Source organism: Streptomyces sp. NRRL S-455 (genome assembly GCF_000717875.1).
GTDB lineage: Bacteria > Actinomycetota > Actinomycetes > Streptomycetales > Streptomycetaceae > Streptomyces.
This window is the reverse complement of record NZ_JOCT01000021.1, coordinates 193,413-208,654: the sequence shown is the minus strand read 5'-3', so window position 1 is coordinate 208,654 and position 15,242 is coordinate 193,413. Positions and strand designations below refer to the sequence as shown.

The window sequence follows — 15,242 nt, the reverse complement described above, 5'->3', positions numbered from 1 at the left end:
GGAGGATGGTCGTCGTGCAGGAGGAGAGTCGCGCGCCCTACGCGACCGACGGAACCGATGTTCAGGGTGCTTTGAAGCACCACCGCACCATGGCGCTGAAGCGTTTCGCGAAACGTGCGGCGGTCTTCGGACTCATGTGGTCGCAGATCTTCGTGACCCGCACCGACTATCTGCTCCCCATCGCGCTAGTAGGGTTCTTCGGCATCCTGGTCTCGTCGTTCCTTGTCTGGAGCGCTCTCTCCTGGATCCGGAGATGCTCCCGTCTCTTCCGCACCTACCCGGCTGTCTTCCGCGGCCCTGTCCAGCGGATCAGCCTTGAGAGGAACAACGGCTTCGTCATCAGGCTGGGTAGTGGAGGTTCGGGATCGCCCACGCTGTCGGGCAGGAACCTGTCGGGCAAAGGATGGCCGGCGAGCGGCGATGCGGGCATCTGGTACGCCGGCGACGATCTCTTCGGAGGCGCTGCCCTCGTCCCGGTCACCGGCGAGCTGCTGTTCATGCAGCCTCACGACTGGCCACTGACGTCCGAACAGCGAGCGAACGCCCCGGCGGACCGCATCGCGAAGGCCGGGCAGGCCGGCATCAAGGGCTACGTCTCTCTTCGCTCGTAGCACGTGGAGTCATCGGTTTCCTGCCCCACCGCCATCCGGGACGACGGCCATGAGCCCCGGGTCAGAGATCCGGGGCTCATGGCCGGAGCGGTGAGGTGACATTGCCGCGCATGCGGAGCCCGACGGGCGCAACCTTGCCCGGGGCGCCGCTCACCTTTTCCCGCGGCCGCTCACTTTTTCCCGCGGCGGCACGCCAGCCACACCAGGGCGGCGCCAACGCCCGCGGCCAGCAGCAGGGTCCGGTTGTCCCGTGCGGTCCGCGCACCCTGGGCCGCCTTCTGCCGCACTGGTTCGGGCGCCTTCTCCTGGAGCACGTGGCCGGCCCGGGCGGCCCCGGACCGGGCCTGCTCGGCGGCGCGAGCCGCCTTGTCCGTCACCGAATCCGGCAGCTTGTCCTGCATCTGGTGCGCGGCTTCCGCTGCCCTGGCCTTCAGCTGCCCGGCCTTCACGGCTGCCTGCTGCCTGATGTCTGCTGCCCTCTCCTGTGCCTTGGCCCTGACATCGGTCTCGGCTGCCAGCGCCTCGACCGTCTTCCCGAGCGACTGGCGGGTCTCCTCGACCTGCTCGTGCAGCTCCTGACGGCTGGAAGCCGTCTGCTCGTCGTGAGGCGGCTGGGTCATCGCTGTGCACTCTCCTTGATCTCGGCCACGTCGGCCTTCACGCTGTCGATCGTCTGCTCGGGTACCGGCGGCGCACCCTCGCTGATCTGCTTCTTGCCGGTGAGGGCCATGAGCGCGGTGATCGCGCCCAGCACCGCGGTGACGATCAACGCCGCGGCCCACACCGGCAGCGGCACCGCGAGGGCGGCGATGGCCGTGGCCACCAGCGCCTGAAGGGTCAGGAAGCCGACGATGCCGGCACCGCCGAACAGCCCTCCGCCCTTGCCGTACCGTTTGCCCTTCTCCTTCATCTCCGCCTGCGCCAGCCTCAGCTCGCCGCGCACCAGCTCCGTGAGCTGCTGCGACGCCCGCTGCACCAGCTCGCTGACCGGCTCCGCGCCGGGATCCCGCGTCTGTCGGCCGACGTCGGCAGAGTGCGGCTGTGCAGTCGACACGATGATCACCTCCCGTTCTTCGTGGGCTGCGCCGGACGGGCCGCGCCGGGGCCCGTCCGCCTGGTGAGGGCGCGAGTACCCCGAGTTCGGGAAAGACACCGGCGGTCTGTCGAGCAGGCCGATGGCGGCACCGGGGTGCCGGGCCGGCGGCCGCGAGAGCACCCCGGCCGGCGGCCGCGCCGCACGGTTGTCGCTGACGACAGCCGACGGCCGGCTCAAGCGCCGGACGTCCGCCCCCGGCGCGGCGCCTGGGGCGACTTGGCGGCCTCGGCCTCGGCCTTGGCGTCGCTCACCGCGGCTGCGGCCTGCTTCCCGGCCTCGTCGGCAGCCGCGGCGGCGTCGCGGGCGAGCGTCGAGCCCGGTTCGAGCTGCGGAATCCCGACCTCGTGTGACGCGCCCTCGCCGCCGGCGGTGGCTGCTTCCTCGGGTCGCTCAGGTGCGGCAGCACCTGACGCCGACTGGTCGCCGAACGCGCGGGTGACGGTCCGGACCGCCTCGGTCAGCTCCCCCGGGATCACCCAGAACGTGTTGTTGTCGCTGCTCGCCAAGTGCGGGAGCGTCTCGAGGTACTTGTAGGCCAGGACCTTCGGATCGGCGTTGTTGCGGTGGACGGCCTGGAAGACGAGTTCCACCGCCTTGGCCTCGCCGTCCGCCCGGAGGATCATGGCCTGCTGCGTGCCCTGGGCCTCCAGGATGTCCTTCTGCTTGGTGCCTTCCGCGGTGAGGATCTTGGCCTGCCGCTCTCCTTCGGCGTGCAGGATGGCCGCGCGCTTGTCCCGCTCGGCCCGCATCTGCTTTTCCATCGCTTCCTTGATGGTGTGCGGTGGATCGATGGCCTTGATCTCGACGCGGTTGACCCGGATGCCCCACTTGCCGGTGGCGTCGTCGAGGACGGCCCGGAGGCGGGAGTTGATCTCCTCACGCGAGGTGAGCGTCTCCTCCAGGTCCATGCTGCCGATGACGTTGCGCAGCGTGGTCACGGTGAGCTGGTCGATCGCCTGGAGGTAGTCGGCGACCTCGTAGGCCGCCGCCCGCGGATCGGTGATCTGGTAGTAGAGGACGGTGTCGATGTTCACCACGAGGTTGTCCTCGGTGATCACCGGCCTGGGATCGGACGAGTAGACCTGCTCACGCACGTCGAGTTTGGTGTTGATGCGGTCCGCCACCGGCACGACCAGGTTCAGGCCGGGTTGCAGCGTCCGGCGGTACCGGCCGAACCGCTCGACGTTGTAGCGGCGCGCCTGCGGGACGATCCGCACAGTGGAGGCCACGAGGAAGACGACGACGAGGGCCACCACGAGAAGGGGGACGACAACTGGGTCCACAGTGCCTCCAGTGCTGTGTGTTCAGCCGTTCACGGCAGCAGTTCGCGTGGGTGGACGATGGCCGTGGCGCCTTCGATCTCCATGACGTCCACCAGCGCTCCGACCGGGATGACGAGGCTTTCGTCGAGGGCGCGGGCGGACCACTCCTCGCCGGAGAGCTTGATCAGGCCGCGGGTCCCGGTGACCTCCTGCACGACCTCGGCCCGCCTGCCGATCAGCGCGTCAGTGCCCTCGCGCGTGAGGGGTTGCTGGGCCATGTGCCGCATCGCGACGGGACGGACGACGACGAAGCCCACTGCCGCTGTCGCTCCGAAGGCCACCAGCTGGCCGGCGACGCCGATGCCCGCACCGGCGACCACGGCGGCGACCATCGCGGCGCCCGCCAGCAGCCCGAAGCCCAGTGTCAGGGTGAAGAACTCCGCGGCGCCCAGCGCCGCGGCAGCGAGCAGCCACAGGAACCACGGCATCGAACCGTCCCCCTTCAGAGGCCTCCTCCACCCAAGCTACCTCCCGGAACGCCCGGCAGACAGACGCGGTGCCGGCTTCCCTTCCACGGCAGCAACCTCATTCCGCGAATGAATATCTGTAGTGGCGACGTAAGAAATCGACGCGGCGCACGGCGAATATTCCTGCCGCCCCGGGTGGCGCAGAATTACTCAGCGCACATACCCGACGCCGACGTGCTACTGTCGTCTCCAGTTGCAGGTGTGGTTGCCAGAAGGTTTTTCCGACGGCCGATCATCACGGCGACACGGGATGCGCACACGGCACATTCCTTGCACCGTTTCCGAAGGAGAAATAAAAATGGCTACTGGCACCGTGAAGTGGTTCAACGCGGAAAAGGGCTTCGGCTTCATCGAGCAGGACGGCGGCGGCGCCGACGTCTTCGCCCACTACTCGAACATCGCCACCCAGGGCTTCCGCGAGCTGCTGGAAGGCCAGAAGGTGTCGTTCGACATCGCGCAGGGCCAGAAGGGCCCGACGGCCGAGAACATCGTTCCCGCCTGATCCGCGCACTGACGCAAACGTCGCAGCTGGGGCCCGCACTCTGGGGTGCGGGCCCCGGCTCGCTTTCTTCTCAGGGCGATTCCGCCCTGTCATTCTCGGCCCGTTCTCGCGATTCCCTGCGCCGCTCCTCCTGCTGCGGAAATTCCTTGATACGTGCCCGCATCAAGGAAGGTTCCGAATGAACCGCACACGTGCCCCGCGCGTACGCGCCAATCGCACACGTGACCACTACAGCGGAGGTGCCGCCGCAGGCCGCTCCGGGGGACCGCGCCGCTCCGGGGGCTCGCGCAGCTCCAGCGGCTATGGAAAGCGACAGTCCGCGGGGGGCGAGTTCGCGCTTCCGAAGACGGTCACGCCCGCCCTGCCCGCCGCCGAGTCGTTCGCCGATCTCGCCATGCCGGCGGCGCTGCTGAGCACGCTCGGCCACGAAGGCGTGACCGTGCCGTTCCCGATCCAGGCGGCGACCCTGCCGAACTCCCTGGCCGGCCGTGACGTGCTCGGTCGCGGCCGCACCGGCTCGGGCAAGACCCTCGCCTTCGGTCTGTCCGTACTGGCGCGTACGGCGGGCCGGCGGGGCGAGGCGCGCCGGCCACTGGCGCTGATCCTCGTCCCCACCCGTGAGCTGGCCCAGCAGGTCACCGACGCGCTCACTCCCTACGCCCGTGCCGTGAGCCTGCGGATCGCCACCGTCGTCGGCGGCATGTCCATCGGCAGGCAGGCCGGTGCGCTGCGCGCCGGCGCCGAGGTGGTCGTCGCGACGCCCGGCCGGCTCAAGGACCTCATCGACCGGGGCGACTGCCGGCTCACCGACGTCGCCATCACGGTTCTCGACGAGGCCGACCAGATGGCCGACATGGGCTTCATGCCCCAGGTCACCGCCCTGCTCGACCAGGTGCGCCCCGAGGGCCAGCGGATGCTGTTCTCGGCCACCCTGGACCGCAACGTCGACCTGCTCGTCCGCCGTTACCTGACCGACCCGGTGGTTCACTCCGTCGATCCGTCGGCCGGTGCCGTCACCACGATGGAGCACCACGTCCTCCACGTGCACGACGCGGACAAGCACCGGACGACCACCGAGATCGCGGCGCGGGACGGCAAGGTCATCATGTTCCTGGACACCAAGCACGCCGTGGACCGGCTGACCAAGCACCTGCTGAACAGCGGTGTCCGCGCCGCCGCCCTGCACGGTGGCCGGTCCCAGCCGCAGCGCACCCGGACCCTGGCGCAGTTCAAGGACGGTCATGTCACCGTCCTGGTGGCCACCAACGTCGCGGCCCGCGGCATCCACGTCGACAGCCTCGACCTGGTCGTCAACGTGGATCCGCCCAGCGACCACAAGGACTACCTGCACCGTGGCGGCCGTACGGCCCGCGCCGGGGAGTCCGGCAGCGTCGTCACCCTGGTGACCCCCGGCCAGCGCCGCGGCATGACCCGGCTGATGGCTTCGGCCGGCATCACCCCGCGCATCACCCCGGTCCGCTCGGGTGAGGCGGAGCTGAGCCGTATCACGGGCGCCCAGGCGCCCTCCGGTGTCCCGGTGGTCGTCACCGCGCCTGTCGTGGAACGCCCCCGCCGTGCCGTTCCGTCCTCCTCCGGGGGAAGCCGGGGCCGCACCGGCCAGGGCCGGCCCGTCGGCACGGGGGCGCGCCGCAGGGCACAGCGGCGGCCCGGGAACGACGCGGCTGCTCAGCCGGCACGGTCCCCGAGAACCGCGTAGCGGCCTGGAGCCGGCGTGTTCCCGAGAGGGCAGGGGCCGGCGGCGCCGGTCCCGTGGACGTAGGAGAACGGGCGGGGAACCGCCCTCAGGAGCCCGGTGGGGGCCCTGCCGACGCGCGTCGGCAGGGCCCCCACCGCTGTGTCGCCGTCCGCTCCGAGTCCGCCGGCCGGGCAACGGGGCGGGGGCCGCGTCTCACCGGTCGAAGTAGCTGAGATCCCCCACCGTCCATGCGCTGACGTCCTTGATCGCGACTCGGTACATGCCGCCCGTCTCCGGGATGCCGAGGCTTCCCTGCAGGATCCGGGCGAGATGGAAGTGCAGATGCGTGGGCGCCTCGCCGCGACCGGTCCGGTCCCCCCGCGGGCTGCGGGCGAAGACGTCCGAGAACGGGCCGAGCTTGTCCGAGTCCTTCAGGACCTCCGCGACCCGCTCCCGCCACACGGCCTCGGGAGCCAGCCGACCGGTGATGACGGCACCGCCGACGACCACGGTCAGCGACATCTGATTGCTTCGCTCGGACTCCACCGCGGCGGAGATGGCGACGAGCAGCTCATCAGTATTCGACATGACAGCAAAGCTTATTCGGCCCGCTCGCCCCGGGCCGCCCGCATGGCGTGAGTGGTCCGCTCGGGTGGCAGGGGGCGGGCTCCACGACGCATCGGGGGCGGCTGAGCGCGGCAGGGTTCCTACGATGTGAAGGCCGGGAAATCTGTTCCTGTCAGAGTAGATTTTCGTCCACGACGGGGGTACGCTGACTCTCGTAGAGAAGGTCGAACGAGACCACCAGACACGAACTGGTGGGTGCTGAGAGGAACGGAGGAGCAGACGCCATCAGGATCGCCCGGGCGCGCGAACACCGGCCCGGGTACCGCACGACCCCGGAATGGATGGTGGTCCCCGGTCAAGCAGCTGCGATCCCCCGCTCCGCCCTGCTGGGCCGGGTAGCGGAAACAGAAGGTCGGCGCCGCAGTAGGGCCGACAGATGGTGTTGAATTTCCTTCGGGGCCCTGGTGCCGTACGGCACCAGGGCCCCTCGACGCGTTGCACAGCGAGGTGACATGACATCGGACAACCCACTGGCTGATCGTCTGGACGACGACGACTACCCCGCGTACACCATGGGCCGGGCAGCCGAGATGCTCGGTACCACCCCTGCCTTCCTCCGAGCCATCGGTGAGGCCCGTCTGATCACTCCGCTCCGCTCGGAGGGAGGACACCGCAGGTACTCCCGCTACCAGCTGCGGATCGCCGCGCGGGCCCGCGAGCTCGTCGACAAGGGGACACCGATCGAGGCCGCGTGCCGCATCGTGATCCTGGAGGACCAGCTCGAGGAGGCGCAGCGCATCAACGCGGAGTACCGCCGCGCCGCCAGCGAGTCGGCGGGCCGTCCCGGCTCCGGCTGAAGACGCGGACGGGGGCTGTGGCCGGCCGGCGACCTGCGATTTACTTTCGCCGCGTCACTTTCCGGAACCGCAGGTCAGTGGCCTGGCGCGGTGGTTGCCGTCCGGATCTGTGCCGAGCGCCACAACGAGCGGGAGCCACATGGGCGCATACTGAACCATGACAAAGCCTGCGGCACCCAAGCGTCATCTGCCCACCAGCCCCTTCAAGGCCCCGGTCGCACCGGCCCCCAAGCACTTCGCCCTGGGCGATCAGGTCACCCATGACGTGTACGGCCTCGGCCGGGTCGTCGGCATCGAGGACGGAATCGCCGCACTCGTGGATTTCGGATCGGCGCAGATGCGGATCCTGAGCCCGTACGCCAAGATGACCAAGCTGTAGTACCGCTGTGCCCGGTCAGGCACACCAGGCCCCTCAGGGGACCTGTAGCGAAAGAGAGTTCTCTCATCGATCTGACTCCGTTGTTCTCCGCCCCTTACGGGGAACCCCGCCGCTCCCTCGCGGCATCGCCCACTCCGACGACAAGTCCCTTCCAGGCCCCTGACTTCGGGCAGGAGGAGGCCTTTCCGATCGAGGGCGCGCAGGAGCCCGCCTCGGTCACCCGCACGGCGCCACGCGGCGCGGCGTAGCCCTTGACGAAACGGCCGAGTTCGTCGACCGGCCACTGGTCGTAGACGTGCTCGCCGTACTGGGCAGCGAGCACCCGGCCGTCGGACCCGATGAGGAAGTCGGCGCGAAGGCCGAGCCGGCCGCCGTTCGGGCTGGTCGAGGGCAGGTGCTCCCGCCCGCGGGCGACTTCTCGCACGCCGCTCACGACGGCCCGGTCCACCGACCGCAGGTTCAGGTCGCAGACCGGGCAGCCGGCGAAGCGCCTGAACCACGTCCCGACGGGCGTCAGCTGCGCACCCGCGGGTCAGGCCCGGTTCCTCCGCGCGCACTCCGGGCTGGAAACGGTTGAGTCGTGTGTGATGCGGACCGGGCGTCGGCAGGCCCCTGAGCCGCCCGGAGGCCCGGGGAACGGCTCCCGCGAGTCGCCGGCGGCGGTCAGGGAAAGCCTGGCGTCGCGGGACCATCCCGTCGGTCGCCGCGTCGATCACGCCCGGGACATACGGGTCCACCGCTCGTTCCTCAATCGATGATCTGGTTGAAGAACATGACTGCCATGGCGCCCGCGCCGCTGCCGACGCTGACCGCGAGGGGCCAGACGTTCCCGGCGAGCGCCGCCAGGACCGCGGCGCCGATGCCGACCAGTGCGGCCAGGAGAAAGACCATGGCGGCGCGCTGGCTGAGCAGCGGGTCGTTCGCGTCCCGCCTCGGGCGGTCCTTCCGTGTCACCCGGACGCTCCTTACTGGGTCGACAGTTCGTACAGCCGCTGTGCGGGACGGACGAGCTCGAAGCGGACCTGACCGTCGCCGCTGACGCGGACACCGTGGACGGCGGGCTCGGGCAGGCTGTTGTAGTGGAACGGCGTCGAGAAGTAGTACGCGCCGGTGTCCGGGAGGACGACGAGGTCGCCGGGTTCCAGCAGCGGCAGCGCGCGGTCGCGTGCCAGCAGGTCACCGGCGAAGCAGGCCGGGCCGGCGATGTCCTGCCGGACGGGGTGGCCGTGTTTCGCCCCGCCGAGCGGGTCGTGTGCGGTGATCCGCAGCGGCCAGGCCTCGGGCTGGAACACGGTGCGCGTGGCGACCTGCACGCCGGCGTGCGTGATGGCGATGGGGCGGCCCCCCGCGCTCTTGGTGTATTCGACGTAAGCCGCGGTGAAGCCGTTCTTGGCCAGGATGGAGCGGCCGAACTCGGTGATGATCTCGTACCGGCCGGAGAACAGGGCGGGCACGTGCTCACGCAGGTGCCTCACGTACTCGTCGAAGCCGGGACTGACCTCGTCCGAGGCGAAGTTGACGGGCAGTCCGCCACCGATGTCGATGCCGACGACCTGGCGTCGCCCGAGGTGGCGGTTGACTTCCTCGGCGAACTCCACGGCCAGTGCCACGGACTGTGCCATCAGGCTCAGCGGGCAGCCCTGTGAGCCGGCGTGCGTGTGCACCCAGGTCAGCCACGGGTGCTCGGCGAACGCCCGCAGCAGCCGCTCACGGCTGCCCTGGTCCGTGAGGGGGACGCCGAACTTGGACGTCTGCGTGGCCGTGCTCATCGCGGCGATCGTCCCGCCGCCCACCTGGGGGTTGACGCGCACGCCGATCCGGGAGCGGGGCGGATGTCCGGCGAGGATGTCGTCGATCCGGGACAGTTCCTGGAAGTTGTCCACGTTGATGGTGACGCCCAGGCCGAGCGCCCGCTCCAGTTCCCAGCGGTGCTTGGCCGGTGAGTCGAACACGATGCGGTCCGGCGGAAAGCCCGCCGCCAGTGCCTGGTCCAGCTCGCCGCCCGTGGCCACCTCACAGCCCATGCCGTGGCGCCGCAGCTCCGTCAGCACCGGCACGAGGCTGTTCGCCTTGGCGGCGAAGGCGTGCAGGACGCGGAGCGAGCCGGGGAACGCCCGGTGCAGGGATCCGACCGTCTCGACGACGCCGTCGAGGTCGACGAAGCCGGCCAGCAGCAGCTCGGGCCGCTCGGGGTCCAGCAGCCGCTGCCGCACGGCCGCTCGCAGGATCTGCTGACGTCGGCGGGCGGCTTCGGTGAGGTCGGTCATGGTGCCCCCTTGGTGTCGGTGTGCCGCGCGGGTGCCGGTGTGCCGCGCGCCCGGTGCGTCCGGGCGGTTCCCAGGCTGCCCGTCACCGCCGGGCGGGGTCTTCGTGGGATGCGCAGAAGATGCCGTCGCGGGGGTCGTGGCCGGGGCAGTGCCGCACCGCGGCCGGGACCGCCGTTGTGCGCGGCGACGAAGACCATGCCGTCCGATGGTGCAGGCGTCCCAAAGGACCGCGACCGGGGCGGTGCGTGCCGGCCCGCCTCGGCGTCACGGACGGGACGGCCGGGGGCACTTGGGGGCGTCGAGCAGGCGCAGTTGGAGCTGGGCGAGCAGCCGGGCGTCGGCACTGTCGAGGTCGATGTGCGACTCCTCGGTGATCCGGCGGATCCGGTAGCGCAGACTGTTGGGGTGCACGCCCAGGGCACGGGAGGCGGCCGACACGTCCCCGAAGTGGTCGAGGTACGCCCGCAGCGTCTGGACCAGGCGGCTCCCGCTGTGCTCGGCGTCGAACGCCACAAGCCGTGCCACCGGGGTCTGCGGTGGCAGGGACACCTCCCGTAACGCGTCCATGACCTTGATGACGGCGACCGCCTCCGCGACGTCCTCGGTGCTCGCGACGACCAGCGGGCCTCCGGCCGCCAGCAGCGCGTCGAGCGCCGACTCGGCCGACCGCCGCGACTGGGGCAGCCGCGCCAGGGCCGGGGCCACATCGCCCAGGCCGACCCGCACGGTCACCCCCCTGGTGGCCGAGAGCTGTCGCGCCAGAGACCTGCCCAGCTCCGCCAGCCGTTCGCCGGCCCGCCGCTCGTCCGCGTCCAGCGAGCCCAGTACCATCAACGCTCTCTCGCCCGCCGGGACGACGACGGCCTGATGGCCGTACGCGGAGCAGTACAGCGCGAGCATGCCCGGCAGACGTGACGCCTCGTCACCGCCGCCGTTCCCGTCGTGCACCGCGAGGACGGCGCAGGGGCCCTGTGCCGGCCACCCGGCACGCTCGGCCAGCACCTCGACCGAACCACGCCCCTCCAGCACCGCCCGCGCCGCGTCCTCCACGAGCCGGGTGTCCGCACCGCGCGTACTGTGCCGCAGCAGGTGCGGCGCGGCCGCCTGAGCCGCCGAGCGCAGGGCCTCGGACGCGTTCGGCCGCAGGGGCCGGCCGGCGACCGCGGCCACCCAGATGGACCCCAGCATCTCGCCGCCCGCCCGGACGGCCACCACCAGGCGCTCCGGATCGTCGCCCTTGGCCGGCCGGTGCAGGACGTCGCTCGCGCCCCACAACGCCCGGAAGAAGCCGGCCTCCCGCATGGCGGCGACCCGCCACGGCGGAACGCGGCGGCCGAGAATGGTCAGCCTGCGTATGTCGTCCACGTCCTCCTCGGTCGAGGAGTACGCCAGCACCCGGGACTCGGGGTCCTCGATCGTCACCATTCCCCCGGTGAGCGCCGCCACCGCGTCGGCCAGCCGCTCCAGGTCCCCGAGCACGACGGCCCGCGCCACGGAACCGGGCAGGACACCGGCCGAAGCCAGCCCCGCCCGCAGCAGACCCACCAAGTGGTCCCAGGGGCACCACGAGGTACGGAAGAGGACCGCGACACCGGACTCCTCGGCAGCGGTGCGCAGCGCGGCGACGGACGGTCCCGGCTCGCCCGGCCCGAACACCACTCCCGCGGCGCCTCCCTCGCCCGCGCGCCGCAGGAGGTCCACCGCATGGGCCGACCGCGCGTCGACCCCGACCGCGAGGACCAGTTCCCGCGGCCGGAAACCGGGATCCAGCGGATCCAGCACCGTCACACCCGTGACGGGTCCCGCCAGGCCGCCAGGAGCGGTGTGCAGCTCCAGAGCACCCACCCCCACCACGGAGAGCAACTGCTCCAGCGTCACCTGCGACGCGTCGGCTCCCCAGCCCGGCAGCGCGTCCGAATCCATCAGCGATCCCCCATTTCGCACGCCGGCCCCGCGCCCCCCGACGACCACGGCGAGGCGCCCACGGCCTCGACAGCCGCGCCGGAACGACGTACGACACCACACGGCCGCCGGGCCACTCAAGGGCGCACCGTCGCACGCCCCCGGCGTGCGACGGCTCTCGCAGAAGGGTGGGTTCCTGTCGCTCAGGTCAGGACGGCGTACCGCGACACAGGCCCGGACGGTTCTCGGTCACCCCTGAGTCGTACCGCCACGTGTTGGCCGTGCCGGCGGTTCCCGCACCGACGGTGTCGTCATGGCAGTCGTGCTCGAGGTTGTTCCTGAGCGTGTTGCCGGTGATCTGATTGCCCGTGTTGCCGCCCGCCTCGATGCGGATCCCGTTTCTGGGGTTGTTGGTGACGAAGTTCGCGGAGATGACGGAGCCGGTGAGGGAGTTCGGGCCCACGCTGATGCCGTCGGTGCTGGTGGAGTTGCTGATCGAGTTGGAGGAGATCCTGACGTCGGTGCTCGGCCCTCCGCCGAAGTCGATGCTGCTCCGCACGCCACGGCCGCTTCCGGTGACGTTGTTCGAGAGGATCTGCAGTGCGGTGTTGTCGTTGCCCGCGAAGATCGCGGAGCCGGTGTTGTTCCTCGCGTTGTTCCACCGCACTTTGGTGTCGGCGGAGTTGAAGACGGCCAGCAGCGAACCGTCCTGCTGGGACGTGTTCGCGTCGATGTCGACGTCGTCGACGGCTCCCGGTGCCCCTCCGGTCAGGACGATCGCGGAGGAGTCGTTGTCGAAGAAGGTGTTCTGCGCGATGTCCGCGTCGCTCAGGCCCAGATCGGAGTAGATTCCGTTACCGGCGGCTGCTCCTGCCTGGTTGTTCTGGCGGATGCAGTTCTGTGTGGCGGCGGAATCGGTCGCACCATTGGAGTTGAAGTAGACCCCGAGCACATTGTTCTGCACCAGATTCTGCTGAACTTGGTGTCCGGAGAACGAGGCACCGGTGAAAACGCCGGAACCGAGCGTGTTGTTCTGGACCGTGAAACGCTGGAAGCGGATTCCGTCGGCCAGCAGGTTGACGACACCGCCGGCCGCGTTGTCCGCCTGGACGATCGCGTCAGTGGCCGGGTTCGGTGCTGCGGGCTGTGTGCAGTCGGCGGGGGTTCGCGGCCCCACCAACTGCAGGTTGGCCTTGTTCACGCTGACCACTTCGTTGTACGTCCCGGGGCAGACTCTGATCGTCGAGCCTGGTATCGCCGCGTTGACCGCCGCCTGGATCGATGTGAAACCCGCGCCCGGGCACTGTGCCCCGTTGTCATCGACAACGAGCGTGGTCTGCGCCGCGTGGCCGGGCACCGCGGAAAGTGCCGCAGCAAAAGCCACACACGCCGAGACAAAAAGCCGCCTCTTCACGCGTTACTCCTTCGTTGCAGGGGGGATCGACGATCAGGGCCACGCTGACTGCGCAGTCACTGAGCCACGGCACATGGGGGCATCCGGGAATTTCGGCTCGCCGATCCGTTTTGACTTTCCGGTAAGGGGAATAGGTCGGCAACCTCCCATGAGCCATCCGGAGGCTCCTGCGCAGCAGGGCGCGGCTCGACGGCCGGGTGGTGACCTCCCCTCGGGAGGCGCACGCTGAGGTTCATGACGATCGACGTGACGGCCGAGCGCGTCATCCCGCTGCCGCCCGAACGCGTGGCCGCGTACGCCATGGACTGGCGCCACGACGCCGACTGGACCCAGGGCATCCGTACGGCCGAACTGACCGGCGAGGCACCCGGAGGGGGCTTCGGCCGCGGAGCCGAGGTCACCCGTACGGCGTACTTCCTCGGCCGGCGCATCGACTACGTCCTGCGGGTCGCCGCACACGAGCCGCCCCGGCTGCTCGACATGATCTCCGTGGCCGGCCCCATGCCCATGCACGTCACCTACACCTTCGAGTCCCACCCGCTCGGCACGCACGCCCGCATCCGCGTGCGGGGCGGCCCGGGAGGCTTCTACCGGCTGGCCGCACCGCTGCTGGCCCGGCAGGTGCGAGGCAGCCTCGCGAAGGACCTGCGCGACCTCGAAGCGCGACTCGTGGAACAGGGGTGAGGGGCGGCCATGGCGTACGACGAAGGGCTGGCGGAGCGGATCCGGGAGCGGCTCGGGGCGGACCCGGCCATCAGCGAGAAGCGCATGTTCGGCGGGGTGGCGTTCCTGTACCGGGGCAACATGGCCGTCGGTGTCACCGGCGGCGACCTCATGGTCAGGGTCGGCCCGGAGGCGACCGACGCGGCCCTGGCCCGCCCGGGGGCGCGGGTCTTCGACATGACCGGCCGGCCGATGCGCGGCTGGGTCGTGGTCGACGGCGCGGCGGTCGCGGAGGACGACGCGCTCGGCGCATGGCTCGACGAGGGTCGTGCCTTCGCCCGGAGCCTGCCACCCAAGTGAGGCTCGGCCTCTGCGTCTGCGGAATGTGCCTGCGCCGCGGGGCGCCTGCTCAGCCGTGCGGCGGTTCCGTCAGCCGTCCCAGCAGTCCCGCGACCAGCGCCGTCTGGGCGGGCACGGTGTCCGGGTAGATGTGATCGTGTCGGAGTGGCTGGGCTTCGAGACGCCCTTCATGCTCCGCCTGCGGGTCGCCCCCGGTGAAACCCCCGACGTCATGCGCCGCATCGACCGGCTGCCGCAGACACGGCTCGTCGCTCACGTGGCCAGCGACATGTCCGTCCTCGCCACCGGCCTGGTCACCGACCGCTCCGCGCTGGCGCTCTTCGTCGACAACGAGCTCGCCGGGATCCCCGGCGTCCTCGCCGTCAGCGTCGACGTCATGCTCGCCGAACCCCGCCGCTACTGGCTGGACCGGGATCTCGACTCAGGGCTCGGGGAGTTCCACGCGCCGACGCTGCCGTAGGGGCCGACGCGTCCCGGCGAGACGCGTCGGCCGCTGTCAGGCCCGGTTCAGCCGAGCGGCGATCCCATGACCGATCAGCAAATACATGACAGCCGGAAGACCGTAATTGAGGACGACCCGTAGACCCTCTGTGTCCATTGTGAAAATGTCCTGCGACCACCAGGCCAGCCAGTCGGCCGCCCCTCTCACGAACTCGACGAACACATTCGCCTGATTCGCCTCGAGCAGGAAAAGGAGAATCCACAGGCCCAGCAGGCCTGCCGCGATGTCGGCGATGGTGCAGATGGCGAGGGCCACGCGCCGGCCGGTGTGCTGGCGAGGTACGGAGCGGTCCGGGCCGGGGGACTGCGGGGACTGGTCGTACGGCTGATATCCGGGAACCGGGTCGATGTTACTCACAGGAATTCCGATCTGACGTGGTGCCATTTCGGCGCGCTCGCCCCGGATCGCGATTGCGCACCGGATCGCCGCCCCGCTTCTTTCTGCTTCTGCGTCGGGCAAGCGTCATCGCGTTACACCGCCGCCCTCAATAACCTGAATTCTCATGCGTCAGGGCAATTTCCGGGTGTAAAGCGGGAGATGGTTCGCGTTGCCGGGAACGATCAGCGGCCCCGGCCCGCCCCGGCTTCGCAGACATGGGAACGCCTCGCAGGGGCATTCGACAGAAAGCAACTCAACA

18 protein-coding genes and 1 pseudogene are annotated in these 15,242 nt (G+C 70.3%); 8 read left to right on the top strand and 11 right to left on the bottom strand.

Features of this window, described 5'->3' with window-relative positions:
• Nucleotides 1–5 precede the first annotated feature (5 nt).
• A complete protein-coding gene (locus IE97_RS0126290) occupies nt 6–611 on the top strand; it encodes a hypothetical protein (RefSeq protein ID WP_030245407.1) in 606 nt (201 codons plus the stop codon).
• Nucleotides 612–781: 170 nt separating this feature from the next.
• Here the strand turns inward: IE97_RS0126290 and IE97_RS0126285 are convergent, their stop codons facing one another.
• The 4 genes from IE97_RS0126285 to IE97_RS0126270 all read right to left on the bottom strand — a co-directional run bounded on the left by IE97_RS0126285 (nt 782) and on the right by IE97_RS0126270 (nt 3,457).
• The gene (locus tag IE97_RS0126285) at nt 782–1,231 is read right to left on the bottom strand and encodes a DUF3618 domain-containing protein (RefSeq protein WP_030245405.1); all 450 of its coding nucleotides are present in this window, start codon (nt 1,229–1,231) and stop codon (nt 782–784) included.
• Nucleotides 1,228–1,665: a phage holin family protein gene (locus tag IE97_RS0126280; protein ID WP_030245402.1), complete on the bottom strand. Its 438-nt coding sequence runs from the start codon at nt 1,663–1,665 to the stop codon at nt 1,228–1,230. Before IE97_RS0126280 ends, IE97_RS0126285 begins: the two co-directional genes overlap by 4 nt.
• A 215-nt stretch (nt 1,666–1,880) precedes the next feature.
• Nucleotides 1,881–2,990: an SPFH domain-containing protein gene (locus IE97_RS0126275; RefSeq protein WP_030245399.1), complete on the bottom strand. Its 1,110-nt coding sequence runs from the start codon at nt 2,988–2,990 to the stop codon at nt 1,881–1,883.
• A 29-nt stretch (nt 2,991–3,019) separates the two neighbouring features.
• Nucleotides 3,020–3,457: an NfeD family protein gene (locus IE97_RS0126270; RefSeq protein WP_030245397.1), complete on the bottom strand. Its 438-nt coding sequence runs from the start codon at nt 3,455–3,457 to the stop codon at nt 3,020–3,022.
• 337 nt (nt 3,458–3,794) lie between these two features.
• Between IE97_RS0126270 and IE97_RS0126265 the strand changes: the two genes are divergently transcribed.
• Entirely contained in the window at nt 3,795–3,998 is a 204-nt protein-coding gene (locus IE97_RS0126265; protein ID WP_028799214.1) for a cold-shock protein, read from the top strand.
• Between the two features lie 178 nt (nt 3,999–4,176).
• The gene (locus tag IE97_RS0126260) at nt 4,177–5,715 is read left to right on the top strand and encodes a DEAD/DEAH box helicase (RefSeq protein WP_030245391.1); all 1,539 of its coding nucleotides are present in this window, start codon (nt 4,177–4,179) and stop codon (nt 5,713–5,715) included.
• 192 nt (nt 5,716–5,907) lie between these two features.
• Here IE97_RS0126260 and IE97_RS0126255 read toward each other — a convergent pair whose 3' ends face one another.
• Nucleotides 5,908–6,282, bottom strand: a complete 375-nt coding sequence (locus IE97_RS0126255) for a hypothetical protein (RefSeq protein ID WP_030245389.1) — start codon at nt 6,280–6,282, stop codon at nt 5,908–5,910.
• A gap of 491 nt (nt 6,283–6,773) precedes the next feature.
• On the opposite strand from IE97_RS0126255, the gene IE97_RS0126250 reads away from it, so the two are divergent.
• Both IE97_RS0126250 and IE97_RS0126245 read left to right on the top strand, forming a co-directional pair.
• On the top strand, nt 6,774–7,118 hold the full coding sequence (locus IE97_RS0126250; RefSeq protein WP_030245387.1) for a MerR family transcriptional regulator: 345 nt from the start codon (nt 6,774–6,776) through the stop codon (nt 7,116–7,118).
• Nucleotides 7,119–7,275: 157 nt separating this feature from the next.
• Nucleotides 7,276–7,497 (top strand): hypothetical protein, encoded by a 222-nt coding sequence (locus tag IE97_RS0126245; protein WP_030245385.1) that lies wholly within the window; start codon nt 7,276–7,278, stop codon nt 7,495–7,497.
• A gap of 94 nt (nt 7,498–7,591) precedes the next feature.
• Here IE97_RS0126245 and IE97_RS43645 read toward each other — a convergent pair whose 3' ends face one another.
• The 5 genes from IE97_RS43645 to IE97_RS0126220 form a co-directional block, all read right to left on the bottom strand.
• A complete protein-coding gene (locus IE97_RS43645) occupies nt 7,592–7,930 on the bottom strand; it encodes a hypothetical protein (RefSeq protein ID WP_324608023.1) in 339 nt (112 codons plus the stop codon).
• A 314-nt stretch (nt 7,931–8,244) separates the two neighbouring features.
• Nucleotides 8,245–8,451: a hypothetical protein gene (locus tag IE97_RS38695; RefSeq protein WP_037835550.1), complete on the bottom strand. Its 207-nt coding sequence runs from the start codon at nt 8,449–8,451 to the stop codon at nt 8,245–8,247.
• Between the two features lie 11 nt (nt 8,452–8,462).
• Entirely contained in the window at nt 8,463–9,764 is a 1,302-nt protein-coding gene (locus tag IE97_RS0126230) for a diaminopimelate decarboxylase (RefSeq protein ID WP_037844836.1), read from the bottom strand.
• A gap of 264 nt (nt 9,765–10,028) precedes the next feature.
• Nucleotides 10,029–11,687 (bottom strand): helix-turn-helix domain-containing protein, encoded by a 1,659-nt coding sequence (locus IE97_RS0126225; protein ID WP_051705108.1) that lies wholly within the window; start codon nt 11,685–11,687, stop codon nt 10,029–10,031.
• 187 nt (nt 11,688–11,874) lie between these two features.
• Nucleotides 11,875–12,867 (bottom strand): right-handed parallel beta-helix repeat-containing protein, encoded by a 993-nt coding sequence (locus tag IE97_RS0126220; RefSeq protein WP_030899698.1) that lies wholly within the window; start codon nt 12,865–12,867, stop codon nt 11,875–11,877.
• A gap of 447 nt (nt 12,868–13,314) precedes the next feature.
• Between IE97_RS0126220 and IE97_RS0126215 the strand changes: the two genes are divergently transcribed.
• From IE97_RS0126215 to IE97_RS0126205, 3 genes and pseudogenes are all read left to right on the top strand, one after another.
• The gene (locus IE97_RS0126215) at nt 13,315–13,764 is read left to right on the top strand and encodes an SRPBCC family protein (RefSeq protein WP_030245372.1); all 450 of its coding nucleotides are present in this window, start codon (nt 13,315–13,317) and stop codon (nt 13,762–13,764) included.
• A 9-nt stretch (nt 13,765–13,773) separates the two neighbouring features.
• On the top strand, nt 13,774–14,103 hold the full coding sequence (locus IE97_RS0126210) for a TfoX/Sxy family protein (RefSeq protein WP_030245369.1): 330 nt from the start codon (nt 13,774–13,776) through the stop codon (nt 14,101–14,103).
• A gap of 133 nt (nt 14,104–14,236) precedes the next feature.
• A pseudogene (locus IE97_RS0126205) lies at nt 14,237–14,563 on the top strand (Lrp/AsnC family transcriptional regulator); the annotation flags it as partial.
• Nucleotides 14,564–14,599: 36 nt separating this feature from the next.
• Here IE97_RS0126205 and IE97_RS38690 read toward each other — a convergent pair.
• Entirely contained in the window at nt 14,600–14,962 is a 363-nt protein-coding gene (locus IE97_RS38690) for a hypothetical protein (RefSeq protein ID WP_030245363.1), read from the bottom strand.
• Between the last annotated feature and the right edge of the window lie 280 nt (nt 14,963–15,242).